Annotated in this window: 12 protein-coding genes, 1 pseudogene and 1 riboswitch; of the genes and pseudogenes, 5 read left to right on the top strand and 8 right to left on the bottom strand. The window is 66.7% G+C overall.

Going from position 1 to position 13,972, the window contains the following annotated elements:
• Positions 1-4: 4 nt before the first annotated feature.
• The gene (locus ABIB25_RS25070) at positions 5-1,858 is read right to left on the bottom strand and encodes an ABC transporter ATP-binding protein (protein WP_354531312.1); all 1,854 of its coding nucleotides are present in this window, start codon (positions 1,856-1,858) and stop codon (positions 5-7) included.
• 230 nt (positions 1,859-2,088) lie between these two features.
• Here ABIB25_RS25070 and ABIB25_RS25065 point away from each other — a divergent pair, with 230 nt between their 5' ends.
• The 3 genes from ABIB25_RS25065 to ABIB25_RS25055 all read left to right on the top strand — a co-directional run bounded on the left by ABIB25_RS25065 (position 2,089) and on the right by ABIB25_RS25055 (position 4,321).
• Positions 2,089-2,535, top strand: a complete 447-nt coding sequence (locus ABIB25_RS25065; protein WP_354531261.1) for a MarR family winged helix-turn-helix transcriptional regulator — start codon at positions 2,089-2,091, stop codon at positions 2,533-2,535.
• A gap of 530 nt (positions 2,536-3,065) precedes the next feature.
• Entirely contained in the window at positions 3,066-3,812 is a 747-nt protein-coding gene (locus tag ABIB25_RS25060) for a class I SAM-dependent methyltransferase (protein ID WP_354531260.1), read from the top strand.
• Positions 3,809-4,321: a GNAT family N-acetyltransferase gene (locus tag ABIB25_RS25055; RefSeq protein ID WP_354531259.1), complete on the top strand. Its 513-nt coding sequence runs from the start codon at positions 3,809-3,811 to the stop codon at positions 4,319-4,321. Before ABIB25_RS25060 ends, ABIB25_RS25055 begins: the two co-directional genes overlap by 4 nt.
• A gap of 451 nt (positions 4,322-4,772) precedes the next feature.
• On the opposite strand, the gene ABIB25_RS25050 is transcribed toward ABIB25_RS25055, so the two are convergent.
• Together ABIB25_RS25050 and ABIB25_RS25045 are read right to left on the bottom strand one after the other, a co-directional pair.
• Entirely contained in the window at positions 4,773-5,099 is a 327-nt protein-coding gene (locus ABIB25_RS25050; RefSeq protein ID WP_354531258.1) for a class I SAM-dependent methyltransferase, read from the bottom strand.
• Positions 5,100-5,621: 522 nt separating this feature from the next.
• The gene (locus ABIB25_RS25045; protein WP_354531257.1) at positions 5,622-6,914 is read right to left on the bottom strand and encodes a citrate synthase; all 1,293 of its coding nucleotides are present in this window, start codon (positions 6,912-6,914) and stop codon (positions 5,622-5,624) included.
• A gap of 107 nt (positions 6,915-7,021) precedes the next feature.
• Between ABIB25_RS25045 and ABIB25_RS25040 the strand changes: the two genes are divergently transcribed.
• A complete protein-coding gene (locus tag ABIB25_RS25040) occupies positions 7,022-7,993 on the top strand; it encodes a DUF2332 domain-containing protein (RefSeq protein ID WP_354531256.1) in 972 nt (323 codons plus the stop codon).
• Positions 7,994-8,084: 91 nt separating this feature from the next.
• On the opposite strand, the gene ABIB25_RS25035 is transcribed toward ABIB25_RS25040, so the two are convergent.
• The 3 genes from ABIB25_RS25035 to ABIB25_RS25025 form a co-directional block, all read right to left on the bottom strand.
• Positions 8,085-8,708: a GNAT family N-acetyltransferase gene (locus tag ABIB25_RS25035; RefSeq protein ID WP_354531255.1), complete on the bottom strand. Its 624-nt coding sequence runs from the start codon at positions 8,706-8,708 to the stop codon at positions 8,085-8,087.
• A gap of 63 nt (positions 8,709-8,771) precedes the next feature.
• Complete coding sequence (locus tag ABIB25_RS25030) at positions 8,772-9,419, bottom strand: DNA methyltransferase (RefSeq protein ID WP_354531254.1); 648 nt, start codon at positions 9,417-9,419, stop codon at positions 8,772-8,774.
• 137 nt (positions 9,420-9,556) lie between these two features.
• Positions 9,557-10,267 carry an ASCH domain-containing protein gene (locus tag ABIB25_RS25025; RefSeq protein WP_354531253.1) on the bottom strand — a complete coding sequence of 237 codons (711 nt, stop codon included), beginning with the start codon at positions 10,265-10,267 and terminating at the stop codon, positions 9,557-9,559.
• Between the two features lie 114 nt (positions 10,268-10,381).
• Positions 10,382-10,461, top strand: a riboswitch (ZMP/ZTP riboswitch).
• 1 nt (position 10,462) lies between these two features.
• Here ABIB25_RS25025 and ABIB25_RS25020 point away from each other — a divergent pair.
• Positions 10,463-11,626: pseudogene (locus tag ABIB25_RS25020) on the top strand (5-aminoimidazole-4-carboxamide ribonucleotide transformylase).
• Between the two features lie 116 nt (positions 11,627-11,742).
• Here the strand turns inward: ABIB25_RS25020 and ABIB25_RS25015 are convergent.
• On the bottom strand, positions 11,743-12,456 hold the full coding sequence (locus ABIB25_RS25015; RefSeq protein ID WP_354531252.1) for a nucleoside/nucleotide kinase family protein: 714 nt from the start codon (positions 12,454-12,456) through the stop codon (positions 11,743-11,745).
• Positions 12,453-13,709: an MFS transporter gene (locus ABIB25_RS25010; RefSeq protein ID WP_354531251.1), complete on the bottom strand. Its 1,257-nt coding sequence runs from the start codon at positions 13,707-13,709 to the stop codon at positions 12,453-12,455. Before ABIB25_RS25010 ends, ABIB25_RS25015 begins: the two co-directional genes overlap by 4 nt.
• Between the last annotated feature and the right edge of the window lie 263 nt (positions 13,710-13,972).

Genomic DNA, 13,972 nt, shown 5'->3' with positions numbered 1-13,972 from the left:
CTTCCTACGCTACTGCGATCCGGTCGCTCAGGCCGCGACCGGCCGAGCGTTCCGGGGCATCTCGGGAATCCCGAGCGTCCCGGGCGACAAGGCGGGCGTAGGGGCCGTCGGCGTCGAGGAGCTCGTCATGGGTGCCCCGTTCGACGATCAGACCGTGGTCCATCACGACGATCTCGTCCGCGTCACGCACGGTGGAGAGCCGGTGGGCGATGGTCAGGGTGGTGCGACCTTCGGCGAGCTCCGCGAGCGCTGCCGTGACAGAGGCCTCGGTGCGGGTGTCGAGCGCGCTGGTGGCCTCGTCCAGGATCAGCACCTGCGGATTGCGCAGGATGATCCGCGCGATGGCCAGCCGCTGCTTCTCGCCACCGGAGAAGCGGTATCCGCGTTCACCGACGACGGTCTGGTAGCCGGCCGGCAGACCGGCGATCAGCTCGTGGATCTGGGCCGCCTTGGCCGCCTCCTCCAGGTCGTCCTGGGTGGCGTCCGGAGCGGCGAAACGGAGGTTGTCGGCGATCGAGGCGTGCAGCAGGTAGGTCTCCTGCGAGACGATGCCGATTGCACCGGCGAGGTCGACCTGGGTCAGCTCGCCGAGCGGGACACCGTCGAGGGTGACCGAGCCGCTGTCCGGTTCGTAGAGCCTGGCTCCGAGGTAGCCGAGGGTGGTCTTGCCCGACCCGGTGGCGCCGACGACGGCGACATGGGTGCCGGGGGCAACCGTCAGGTCGATGTGGTGCAGGGTTTTGGTGTCGGTGCCCGGGTAGGCGAAGGTCACGTCGTTGAAACGCAGTTCCCCGCTGACGTTCTCGAGCCTGGCCGGTTGCTCCGGCTCCTTGATGTCGATGGGTAGGTCGAGGTAGTCGAAGACCCGTCGGAACATGGCGAGCGAGGTCTGCAGGTCGACGCCGGTGGACAGCAGTTGCATCATCGGGCGGAACAGCTGGCCCTGCAGCGTGGTGAACGCGACGAGCGTGCCGACAGAGACCACCCCGGTGGTTCCGGAGACGGTGAAGGCGGCGGCCAGGTAGATGGCGGCCGGCAGCACCGAGATGATGATGCCGATGCTGGACTGACGCCAGCGGCCCGTCATCGCCGAGCGGACCTCGAGATCGGCCAGATCGGCTGACGTATCGGAGAAGCGTTGGGAGAGTTCGGCACTGCGGCCCATGGTCTTGGTCAGCAGGATGCCGGAAACCGACAGCGACTCGGCCACCATGGACGACATGTCGGCCATCCGCTCCTGGCGGGTGGTGGCGATCTGACGGCGCATGCCGCCGACGCGGCGGGAGATCCAGACGAAGAGTGGGACCAGGACCAGCGAGACCAGGGTCAGCTTCCAGTCCAGCGCTAGCATGGCGACGAAGGTCGCGATGACGGTGGTGCCGGAGGAGACGATGCTGGTCGCGGTGCTGGTGACGGTGGCCTGCATGGCCCCGATATCGCCCGCGATGCGGGACTGCACCTCGCCGGTGCGGGTGCGGGTGTAGAAGCTCAGCGAGAGTTTCTGCAGGTGGGAGTAGACGGACGTGCGAAGGCCGTGCATCACGCCCTGCCCGACGAGGGTGGACTGCCGGGACTGGACGACGCCGAGCACGGTGGTGCTGATGGCGACGGCGATCATGCCGGCAGCCAGCAGGACGGTGCCACGGGTGTCGCGGTTCGGCAGCGTGACGTCGAGGATGTCGCGCAGCAGGAAGGGCGAGGCCAGCGAGATCAACGACGACGCGACGATGAGGAGGGCGACCAGCCCGAGCTGGGCCCGGAAGCGGGCGAAAAGGCTGAAAATTCGACGGATGTCGCCGGGTTGGGCGGGCGGTGCCGGGCGGTCGTCACGCGGTCCGCGGCCGGGCCTGTGGGAGATGGTCTGGTTTGTAGGGCTTTTCGAGAGGGATGGGGTGTGCTGAGTGGCCGGGTTCACGGGCACTCCTTTCTGTTCTGATGCCTATGGGTTCACTGCATGTGGTGAGTGTAGCTCATACTGAGGTAGACTCACAATAAGTGAATCACAGGGTCAACGGGGTGGGTCGCGCGGATGTTCCCGCGGTTCGACTTGGATGTCATCCAGGAATCACGAAAGAGGAAGGACAGGCAGTGGCAGAGGAGGCAGCGACGGGTGTCAGCAACGCCGAACTGGTGGAACGGCTGATGAGGTCGGCCCACCGCCTCCGGCGCTCGTCGATGAAAACACTTGCGCCCCTGGGGCTCACGCCGGCGCAGGAGCGGATGCTCAGGCTGGTGTCCCGGGGTGATGCGCCGTGGCGGATGGGCGAGTTGGCCGCGCGGATGGGCATCGTGCCGCGCTCGGCCACGAGTCTGGTCGACGCGCTCGAGCAGACCGGCCTGGTCCTGCGAGCGATCGATCCGGACAACCGGCGATCCATCCTGGTCACGCTGACCGACCGGGGCAAGGACGTCCAGCGCGAGATGAGTCAGGCCAGGGCCGAGGCCGGCGAGCAGCTGTTCGCCCAGTTGGACGACAGTGAACGCGCCCTTCTCGCCGAACTCCTCGACAAGGTCGCCCCGCCCGAGACTTCCTGAACGGGTTTCGGTCGTCCCAGAAGGCCGTTGATGGGTACTCAGCAACTCTGGCTGCTTGGCAAATAATCAAACATTATCTGCTATGCAAGCGTGGAGCGTCAGACACGTGATCCGGGGCCATCGGAGGCCTCAGCAGCCCGAACGTCACGTGACGGAGGGGCCGGGGGGTCACCGGAGCGCCGACGTTGCCTTCTCCGAGGTCGTGGTGGCTCCCAGCGTCGGTCGTCCGGTGCTCGGTCCTGGTGGTGACCCCGCCGGATCTGCCCTCCCAGAGTTGCGTCAGCCGCTGGCGGGGGAGCGCGCCGCTCGTGCTGCACCTCCGGCCGACCATTTCGCCCGCGTTGGGCGCACTGACGGTATCGGCGGGCAGAGCGCCGGTTGTCGCGGTACGGCGAATGCTGATCGGACCTGGCGTGTGGTCATCGACATGGTGTCATCGACATCCAGTCACCGTTCGGCTGTTGGGGCGCCTGCCGATGCGTTGTCCGAAAACAGTTGCCTTCATCAGGCGGCGTTCGTAGCCTGCGGGCATGGATGAGGACTCGTACCGCGATGAGCAGCTGGTCGAGCTGTACGACAGCGACAATGCGACCCGCGACGACCACGAGTACTACCTCACCCTCGCCAACACGGTCCGGGCCACCAAGATCCTCGACTTCGGGTGCGGCACCGGGCTCCTGACTCGAGCCCTGGCAACACCCGGGCGGGTGGTCATCGGCGTCGATCCCAGCGCGACCATGTTGGGCTACGCGCGACGTCAACCCGGGGCAGAAGCCATTACCTGGATCGACGGTGACGCCACCGCGATCGAAGGTGCCGGTGATGTGGACCTGGTGGTCAGTAGCGGAAACACCATGATGCACCTGAGCCCGGAGTCCTATCCGTCGGTGCTGAGGTCACTGGCCGGAGCCTTGAGACCCGGCGGAGGCATCAGCTTCGAAAGTCGCAACCCCGCAGCCCGGGCTTGGGCGCATTGGAACCGGTCCGAAACCTACACAGAGCGCGAAATCCCATCCGGCCACCTCCGCGAGTGGCTTGAGGTTACCGAGGCTGACGGCGGGCGCGTGGTGTTCGATGCGCACAATGTGTTCCAGGATGGACGCGAATCCATCTACACCAGCGTCCTGTTCTTCCGCACCGCCGAGGCGATCACCGCAGACCTCGAACGAGCCGGTTTCGGCGACATCCAGGTGCGCGGGGGATGGCGTGGCGAACCCGTTTCAGACCAGTCGCCGGCGCTCGTCTTTCAGGCCAGAAAACCGTGGACACTGACATGACGACCTACCTGTGGCGTGGTGCATTCCCCAACGACGAGATCAACGCACTGCATGCACAGGCGTTTGGGACCAGGATCTTCACCAATGACGAATGGGATTGGAACGCACTGGTGGTAAGCCACAGCCTTGGCTGGGTCGTGGCCAGAGACGGTGACGAGCTCGTCGGGTTTGTCAACGTCGTGTGGGACGGCCTCGTGCACGCGTGGCTCCAGGACACGATGGTGTCAGCGACCGCAGGCCGGCGCGGGATCGGAACGCAGCTGGTGGCTTCAGCTCGGGACGCGGCCCGCGAAGCCGGGTGCGAATACCTGCATGTCGACTTCGAACCGCACTTGACATCGTTCACATCGAGTCTTGCGGCTTCACGTCCGCGCCCGCAGGGGTCAGGCAGCTCTACCCGAAGTCTGACCCATCCGCATCTGCCCGTCGAAGCCAGGATCCGACGCCGGTCCCGGCTGGCGCGTTATCACCGCAGCGGGATCGTCCATCAGGCGCACGGAAGCGGTTGATCTCGATCCCTCTCGGGGGATTCTTACCAGCGTGGAACGCGTCGTCGTCTTGGGTCGCGGTGGTGCGGGCAGGTCGACCGCCGCAGTGGAGCTGGGAAAGATTACCGGGCTTCCGGTGGTCGAGCTCGACAAGCATTTCTGGGAGTCGGATCTCGTACCCCTTTCCGTGGACGTTTGGGTGCGCAGACAGCAGGTGCTGGCGGCGGCACCTCTCTGGATCATGGATGGGGACCTTGGGCCCTACGACGCACCGGCTACTCGGCTCGCCCGAGCTGACACCGTCCTGATCCTTGACTTCTCGTTGGTGCGCTGCGCCTGGCGTGCAGTGCGGCGCTCACGGGAGAGATGGGACTTCTGGTGGTGGCTGCTCGGTTGGCGCTATCGTTCGCGTCCCGCCGTCCTGCGCGCGGTCTACGAGCACGCCGTCGGTGCGGACGTACACATCGTTCGCTCACCGCAAGCGCTTCGAACTCTTCTGCTCGGCGCGAGAACTGGTCCCAACCAAGCCGACTGATCCAGCTTTTGACTGGGCTGGTGCAGGGCAGGACCGCGCGCTGAGTTCGGTGAGCATCGCTGGTTCCGGGTCGGTGCCGATCACTGCGGCGCAGTACGGCTGGAGCGGTACGGCCAGTTGACCGGTGCCGCAGCCGAGATCGATGACGATATCGTCGGGCCGGAGTCCGATCTCCTGCGCCAGTGCTGCCGCTTGGAGGGCGGGAAGGTCGCGCCGGTATTTGGCGTAGAGCTGCGCTGTTGTTCCACCGAAGTCGGGTTGCACCCCGCCAGCGTGGCGCGCCACGACTCTGGAGCAAAGGGTTGTTCGCGGTAAGACGAACCGCGGCTCGCTGGACCCTCCGAACCGGCCGAACCGAGCCATCACGTCAAGGCCCCGATTGCGGCATCATCGTGGGATGCCCGACTGCCTGTTGTGCCGACCGGCCTAGGCCGACCAGGTCCTGGGGCGGATCGAGGTGTGGCGAGACCAACTGTGGAGATTGGCTGTGATGTCCGATCGCCGGGTTCGCGCACCTGGAACCGCTGCGCCACATTCCTGACATCACCCAGCTCGACGGGAAGGAGGCCGCCACCCTGGGTCAGGTTCTTGCCACCGTCACCGGCGCCTTGAAGGTGTCCACCGGGGCAGAGCTGATCTACGTCAACGTGTTCTGCGAACGAATCGCGCACCTGCATTTCAACCTGGCTCCACATCGGGCCGGCGGCCCCTTGACCGGCGGCCCCGGCATGCTCGTTCCCGACACTGAGGACCTGCCTGCCGCCGAGCATGACGACGCGGTGAACGCTATCCGCGCGCACCTTCACCCGGCGCCCTGGTCGATGCGTCTGCTGGTGGGCGGCCGGATGGCTCCGGCCGCGGGTGAGTTTCGGGCGGGCCTAAGTAGACCGATGTTGGCCGAAACCGCAGTCCTCGTTCCTGCGTTTCTTCGAGGTAGTGGGCGATCCAGCCGGCCGTTCGGGCCACGGCGTGCAGCACTTGCGGCGTGTTGTCCGGTAGGTCCAGCAGGCGGGTCAGCGCAGCCAGGGCCAGGTCGACATTCGGAGCGGGCAAACCGGCCAGAGCCGCCGACTCGAGCAGCGCCGCAACGACTTCGGAGGTGCCGTCCTCCGGGGTGCCCCAGTCCCGCAGGTCGGTGAGCAGGAAATGGGCTCGGGGGTCACGGTCGTACAGGAAGTGACCGAACCCGGGCACCGCGGAGCCCGCTGCGATTCGGCCGTGGATGGCTGTATCGGCTCCGATGGTGCGGGCATCATCCAGCAGCGCCAGGGCGGCACGTCCGGCGCTGCCGTGCAGCGGACCGTCGAACACCGCCAGCCCGGCCATCACCGCGGACCCGACGGGCGCCATCGTCGAGGCCGCGATCCGCACGCCCAGGGTGGCCGCGGCCAGGTCGTGGTCGGCCAACAGGGTCAGCGCGCTGTCGATGATCCGGCATCCGTCCGGGCCCACCGGCGATCCTGCCCGGGTGCGACCCAGTATCTGCGCCAACGGCATTTCTCCGACGCCGTCCACGGCGGGCAGGCTGGACGTCGCTGATGCGGCGAGGGCCACGGCCCGCACGATCGTCGGGGCAAGTGTGAGTACCTCCTCCGCGCTCCGGGCATCGACACCACCCGGATGCATCGAGGAGGCGATGGACACCCCGACTGCGGCCCGCTGATGCGGCGACGTTGCCGGCGGCAATAGGCGGGTTAATCGCTGGACGGCCACCAGGGATTCCGTGTCGCCGCGAAGATGCTCATCGCGGTCCAGCGCTGCCTCCCACAGCCACGTCGCGGTGCACTCGAACGTTTCCTGCCGGGCCAGGGCCGTCGCGCTGACACCCCGGTAGGACAGGTCATCGTGGCCGATGCGGGTGATGCGGGTGTGCACCACGTCGGTGGAGGTCTGCGGTCGGCGGCTTTTGACACCGCGGGTCATCAGGCCGGCCACCTGCGCCGGGTCGAAGATGCTGTGTCGCCCCTGCCGATGCGGGGTGAGTAGTCCACGCGAGACGTAGGCGTAGACGGTTTTGCGGTCCACGCCCAGCCGTGCGGCGACAGCGTCGGTGGTCAGCCGACCGGTGGGCGAGGACATCGACTGATTGTCCCCTGGCCCGATGCGTTGATCGGGTCAACGTTGCAGCGGGAAGGGCGGCCACCGCACGCTGCACGACAACATCACGCGGATTTCCAGGAGAGACCATGGCCGACGAGCAGTCCATCACCGACATCGCAGCGCGCCACCAGCTTTTCAGCGCCGAGGCGGCCGGCCTGTCGGTGAACTATGAGATCTTCGCCCGGTCGATCGCCGACGACCCGGCCGTCCTGCAACTGTTGGCCACCCTGCCCCCCGCCAAGGCGCAACCCAATCTGCTGCTGGCCGCGGTGCAATACCGGCATGGCGCAGCGGACACCTACCTCCAGCTGCGCAGCTGGATCATCGACGACTGGGATCAGGTCGCGGCCACGATGATGGCCCGGGCGACGCAGACCAACGAACCGGCGAGGTGCGCAGCGATTCTGCCGCTGCTGGCCCTCATTCCGGGTCCGATTACCCTGATCGAGGTGGGCGCCTCGGCTGGGCTCTGCCTGTACCCAGACCGATACAGCTACAGCTACGACGGCAGGCGGTTCGGTCCGCGGAGCTCGGTCCTGCTGCAGAGCACGACCACCGGCCCGTTCCCGATGCCCACCGAGATGCCGCAGATCGTCAAGCGGGTCGGCATCGACCTGAATCCCCTTGATCCCAGCGATGCGGACGATCGCGCCTGGCTCCAGGCGCTGATCTGGCCGGGGGAGGACCCGCGCCGCAGCCGGTTGACTGCCGCACTTGACCTGGCCGCCGGGTCGCCGGCCGAGATGATGACCGGTGACCTCATCGCCGAGCTGCCCGGAGCGGTGAGCCGGGCCACACCGGGTAGTACCGTCGTCGCCTTCCACACCGCGGTATTGGCCTATCTCGACGCCCCGCGGCGAGCCGTATTCGCCGACCTGGTGCGACAGTTGCCGATCCGATGGATATCGCAGGAAGGACTCGGCGTCTTCCCCGCGATCCGTGACCAGCTTCCACACCAGGGCGCAGACTCCGGGCAACTGGTGCTCGCTCTGGACGGGAAGCCGTTGGCCCGCACCGCACCCCACGGAGGCCGCATCGACTGGCTGCAGCAACGCTGAATGTCAGTGCAGCGGTGAGCGAGGCCGCAGACAAGACAAGGCACGAGGAGGACAGTCGCGCCGGCCGTGAGGTGTGTCCGCCGGTCATACCCTATGTGCCGCCCAGCTTTTCGTTCCAGTCGGTGCGTAGCAGCGACATCGGGATCGCGTCGAGGTGGGTGTCGTCGAACCGCAGTGCTCCTCGCAGAGTTCCTTCCGCTCGGAATCCCGCCCGCTCGTACACCCGCCGGGCTCTGGGGTTGAACGAGTAGACCTGCAGGCCGATGCGCCAGAGGCCGGTGGTGCCGAAGGCGTGATCGGTGATCAGTTGCACCGTTTCGGTGCCGAGCCCGCGGTCGCGGCCCTGCGGTCCGATGAGGATCCGCAAGTTGCAGGAGCCGTTGGCGGCGTCCAGTTCGTTGAGGACCACCTCGCCGACGCAGCGGCCAGAGGCGCGGTCGATGATCGCGAGATCCAGCCGGTCGGGGCGTGCGGCCAGACCGCGATACCAGGCGAGCGTGGACTCGTCGAGCTCTGAGGGTGCGTTCAGGGCTTCGGCGCTGGTGTGCACCGAGCCGGTGAGACGTAGAACGTCAGGGTCGGCCAGGATGGGACCCATTGCTGCGATGTCGTTTTCGGTGAACAGGTGAAGGATGACGGCGTCGCCGTGGAGTTCGGGCTTGTGCCGGAACGGTTCGGTGTCGACACCCAGGTCCGCGTCCGCTGAATCGCTCATCGACCGATCGTCGCCGAACACCGTCCCGCTCCGCCAGTGCATTTGCCGACGTGCCCTGCTCGGTCAGGACTTCTGGAAGGTCAGGCAGTAGTCGCCGCTGAACGTCGGCGGCGGCCGGTCCCAGGCCAGGTACGTCTCACCTCGAAAAGCCAGATGTGGCGTCAGGGCGTGAGTGATGTCCCAGGCCAGTGGGGTGACCACCTCACCGGTGCGTATGTTGGCGGCGTTGATCACCAGGAACCCGCCTACCCGTAGGTGGTACGCCGCGGCCAGGAACACGCCGGTCAGTTCGGCGAGGTAGGTGTCGTAGTCGCCGTCCATCGTCGAATAGGCGGTGAGAGGGTTCTGCGGGTGGTCGGTGGCGGTCATGTACGGCGGTGAGGTGAAACAGAGATCGATCTGGCCGAGGCGGAGGGTGTCCAGGTCCCGGGCGTCGGCCTGGTGGATGACTGCGGCTGCACTGACCCGCCGGTTGATGGCGGCGACCCGTTCCGGGACCAGTTCGATGCCGACGGCGCGGCGGCCGAGCTTTTCGGCGACGACCAGGGACGTTCCCCAGCCGGCGAACGGGTCCAGCACCGTCTCGCCCGGTAGTGAGTAGCTGTCGATGACCGCCCGGGCGAGCGCCTGCGGGAAGTGCACATCTTCAGCGCTCCCGGCGGGCCGTTCGATGACGAGGTCGGCGGCGGCCAGGTGCAGGATCGGTTCCACCCGCTCAGCATCTCGTAACACACCAGGGCCAGGCAGATTTCGCTGCGCACCCGACGTGTCCAGCGGGTGGGGTTCGTGCAGCCCTTGTCGAGGCCTGCGCACAAGGAGAGGCAGGACCCGGGTCGGTGAATCCGGGCTTAGGGGCGTTCGACTTTGAAATGCACGATGTCGACGGTGTCGGCGTCACTGATGTGCGGGTAGTGCATTCTCAGGTCGGTTTTGAGATCCTCAGCGACCTGACCGCCTTCAAGTCGCGCGTCCTCATCGGTGAGCTCCTCGAACCGCTTGGTGTGGATGACCTCCACGACGCCGGGGAGCCTTCGGTACTGGTCGTCGAACTCGAATACGAGCCAGGCCGGACCGATCCGGCACGGGTCGTCCAGGCGGGTGGTCGCGGTCTTTCGGCCGTGTCGGATGCTGTCGTAGTAGCGGGGGTTGAACCGGATGAAACGGCCAGGGTTCGAATCAGGGCTCTCATAGGCGTAGGGCAGCAGGTGACGAACGTTGACCAGTTCCAGCGAGTCGGGTGTCGGGACGATGACATGGCATCCCGGATGCTGCTCCAGCAGCACCTGTCGGCAGCGCCCGCAGGGGGCAAGCACGCCTCGCCCGCCGTCGCCGACCGCGACCATGGTGGTAAGGGGCCCGGCGTTCGCCGCCGCCGCGACTCCCAGGACCACCAGTTCGGCGCAGGGTCCGCCGGTGAAGTGGTAGTTGTTCACCGCGGTGTGGATGCGGCCCGTGGTGTCCATCGCCGCTGCCGCGACTGTGTGGTCGGGGTCGCCGGCCAACGCCTGCGCCTGCCGGATCGCAGCGTCGAGCACTCGAAGCTCTGGTGGGAAAAGCACCTGACAAGTGTGACATCGGCGGGCCGCAACGAACCTTGCCCATCGGACGGGCCCCAGCGCGCCCGTGGGGATCGATGCTCGGTCATCAACATCTGACGCTCGGCTCAGCGATAGGCTGAACAGCGCGACTGGCGAGGGTGGGGTGACCACCGGGGAGCGCTGTTCTTGGAGTGTCGTCCGCCTGGGTGCTCCTCAGTGTCTTCGCTGAGGAGTGATCTCGTGGATTTGCGTTATGGCATCAATCCGCACCAGCCGGCCCGCATTATCGACGGTCAGGGCCCACAACCATTTCAGGTGGTATCGGGCGACCCGTCGTACATCAAGGTGTTGGATGCGCTGACTTCCTGGCAGCTCGTCCGCGAGGCGGCGGCGGCGACCGGCGAGGTCGTGGCCGCCTCGTTCAAACACGTCTCCCCGGCCGGGGCGGCGACCGCCGGCATCCTCGATGCTGCTGCGGCCGCGATCTGGGGTGTCGATGTGGTGGCGGGCGCTGCGACGTCGGCGTAGGTCCGGGCACGGGATGCCGACCCGAAGTCCAGCTTCGGCGACATGATCGCGCTGTCGCATCCGGTGGACCGGGAGTTGGCCGACGTGCTGGCCAGGGTCATTTCCGATGGGGTGATCGCACCGGGGTACGAGCCGGGTGTCGCCGCAACTCTGGCCGGCAAGAAGGCGGGCGCTTTCCTGGTGCTGGAAGCGGACCCCGGTTTTGTGGCGCCGCCGTGGGAGCGCCGTGACTGCCACGGTCTGGTGTTGGAGCAGCGCCGTGATGACGTCCCGATTACCGCGGACCTGTTGGGCGGCAGCGATTTGGCGGCCGATGCGGTCCGGGACGCGTTGCTGGGTCTGGTCACCGCGCGGCACACCCAGTCCAACTCTGTGGTCCTGGTCAAGGACGGGGCGGCGATCGGTATCGGTGCGGGCCAGCAGAACCGGGTGGACTGTGTGCGGCTGGCCGCGGGGAAGGCCCGGACGTGGTGGCTTCGGCGTCAGCCGCACATCCGGGATCTGCCTCAACCGGCTGGGATGCGCCGGCAGGAGCACCTGAACTGGCAGATCAGGATGGCCGAGGGCGAGTTGACCAGGACTCAGCGGGACGAGTTCGCTGTGCTGTTCCCCGGTGTCGACCCCGACCTGGATGGGCAGGTCCGCGCGGAGTGGATTGATCGGCTCGATCAGGTCACGCTGGTCTCCGATGGGTTCCTCCCGTTCCGGGACAGCATCGGCCACGCGGCCGCGGTCGGCGTCCGTCACATCGTCGAGCCCGGCGGATCCACCCGATCCGGCGACGTCTCTGCGGCCTGCCGCGAGCATCGCATCGAGCTGACCCGGACCGGACTGAGACTTTTCAACCATTGACCGAGGCTCGGTGGGAGCGTCATTCCCGGAGCCACCGAACGCTGCGCCGGTAGCCGATCGTCTTGCGGACTACCCGTTAAATACTCCGGTTCGACCTCGGGTGCGGTGAGGATCCGTCAGCGTGCGGTATCAGATCGTGCGGTTTCGATGACTCGCGGCTGGTTGAAGTCCGCGTTGTCCACGACGAGGGACGCACGTTCCCTCGGCCTGGCCTCCCGGAAGTAGAGCTGCTGTGCGCCGATGTAGCGGGGTAGGGATTCCGCGGAATGGGTGCCGTTGAGTTCGTCGCGGTCGGCGATCCGTTGGGCCGCGACGTCAAACGGCACATCCAGGAACACCGAGTAGTCCCAGAATCGCCACAGCTCATCACGGTGCAGGAATGTTCCTTCGACCAGGACAACGGCCCGTTCAGGCGCTTCGCACTGCGGAGGTCGGACGGTCCGGTCACGAGCGTGATCCAGCGATCCTCCGCAGTAGGCACCCGTCTCTTGCACGGGCCTCAGAGCCCAGTGGGTCAGTGCGTCGTAGTTGTAGGCGTCGAGCCAAAACCCGTCGGGGGATTGTCGGCCGCGGGCATGCCGGATTGCTGATGGGTTGAAGAAGTTGTCTACGTGGAGCACGACGACTGGCCGTTCTTGAATGCGCGCGGCGATCTGGGCTGCGAACAAACTTTTGCCGCTCGCGCCGATTCCGTCGATAGCGACCAGCGGGCGGCCGCGAGTTCCCTCAACGGCCGCGATACGCGCGACGATCGAGTCCAGATCTCCGCCCACCAAGAAATTATCCCAGAAGTCGGGGCGAACGACCGCTGACTGGTGTCGGGGGCTCACACATCGCCGGCTACTGCCGCGCCACGTGAGTCACCTTCGGTGGTGTTCAGGGAGCGGATGGCGGGCAGGTTGAAGACAAATGCGGCCAGGAAACCGCAGCCGGCGATGATCCAGACCGCGGGGTAGCCAAGCCACGTCGCGATGAACCCTCCAGCGGCCAGGCCCAGGGGTGTGATGGCACTGTAGGCGAGCCGATTCACCGCCCCGACCCGGCCGAGGAGGTCGTTGGGAATCATCTGCTGCTGGAGTGAACGGACCGTCGCGTTGCAGGCGATCAAAGGTAGCCCTTGGACGAAGAACAGCACACCCAGAACGACCGGGTTGCGCACCACCCCGACCGGGATCAGCAGCAGGCCGTACAGGATGTAGGTGACACACAACGTCCGGACGGTGCCCACCTTTTTCGCCAGAGGGCCGGTGAGTAGCCCACCCACGACGGCGCCGATGGTGGTGGCGCCCAAGAGCACCCCGAATCCCGCGGCGTCGATGCCGAGATGGTCGCGGACGAACAGGACGAAGGTGGCTTCGGGCATCCAGCCGAAGAAGCCGGCAACGGCGGGCAGTACAACCAGGGCTCGGATCGGGCGGTGACTTTTGAGGTAGGTGAGGCCTGCGAGCAGTTCGCGTCGACCGGTTCGGCGCAGTCCGATCGGCGGCTGGGCGCGGGTGTCGGAGCCGGCGACGAACGTCGCGATGGTGGCTGCTGAGCCCAGGTAGGTTGCCGTATTCACGGCGAACGGCAAATATTTGGCCAGCCCGAAGCTGATTGCGCCCAACGCCGGCCCCACAATGCCGGCTCCGGTTTGACCCACCACGGAGAGCAGGCTGTTCGCGCGGGGTAACTCATCGGGGGTGACCAGGTTCGGTAGCAGGGCGTAGGTGCTGACGCCGAAAACGAACTCGGCGCAGCCGAGCAGGACGGCGGCGCTGATCAGCATCCACAGGTGGATGTGTCTGGTGAGCACCAGGACGGTCAGCGCCAGCAGCACCGCAGCGCAGCTCAGGTCGCTGCCGACCATCAGTCGGCCGCGGTGCGCCCGGTCGACCCAGGCCCCGACGGGTAGGGCCAGCACGATGCCCGGGACCACCGAGGCCAGTGCCGTGGTCGCCACCACCAGGGGATCGGTGGTCAACGTGCTCACCAACAGTGGGAACGCGGCCAGGTGGAATCCGACACCCAGCTGGGAAAGCCCTTGGGCGCCGAGCAAGCGGGTGAAGGTGGGGGAAATTGGACGGGGAATACGGAAGGGCATGAGGTCGTCTCCAGGACAGCGGGGAGCTGCCGGGGGCATCACGCACTCACCGGCCGCGCTGACAAAGACGAACGTTTTCGAAGTGACACGACATTAGCAGCGCTGGTCGTTCAGCCGGGGCCCCGAGCTGTCGCGACGTCTCCAGTCAGCCATCGGTGACCGGGCAGGGTTCGTCTTGCGGTGATTCGGTGACCCGCCGCCGCACCTGGGCGCGGAGTCCTGTGGTTCTACCTGGGGTGGTTGGTGATGGGTCCGACCTGACC

Source organism: Nakamurella sp. UYEF19 (genome assembly GCF_040546275.1).
In the GTDB taxonomy this organism is placed as follows: Bacteria; Actinomycetota; Actinomycetes; order Mycobacteriales; family Nakamurellaceae; genus Nakamurella.
Note: the sequence above shows the minus strand (reverse complement) of the source record. Positions and strands in the feature narration are given on the sequence as shown.

What these genes read in the sequence shown, in the direction of transcription:
- ABIB25_RS25010 (WP_354531251.1), bottom strand. Translation starts at nt 13,709, where the DNA reads ATGCCCTTCCGTATTCCCCGTCCAATTTCCCCCACCTTCACCCGCTTG.
- ABIB25_RS25045 (WP_354531257.1), bottom strand. Translation starts at nt 6,914, where the DNA reads ATGTCCTCGCCCACCGGTCGGCTGACCACCGACGCTGTCGCCGCACGG.
- ABIB25_RS25040 (WP_354531256.1), top strand. Translation starts at nt 7,022, where the DNA reads ATGGCCGACGAGCAGTCCATCACCGACATCGCAGCGCGCCACCAGCTT.
- ABIB25_RS25055 (WP_354531259.1), top strand. Translation starts at nt 3,809, where the DNA reads ATGACGACCTACCTGTGGCGTGGTGCATTCCCCAACGACGAGATCAAC.
- ABIB25_RS25060 (WP_354531260.1), top strand. Translation starts at nt 3,066, where the DNA reads ATGGATGAGGACTCGTACCGCGATGAGCAGCTGGTCGAGCTGTACGAC.
- ABIB25_RS25035 (WP_354531255.1), bottom strand. Translation starts at nt 8,708, where the DNA reads ATGAGCGATTCAGCGGACGCGGACCTGGGTGTCGACACCGAACCGTTC.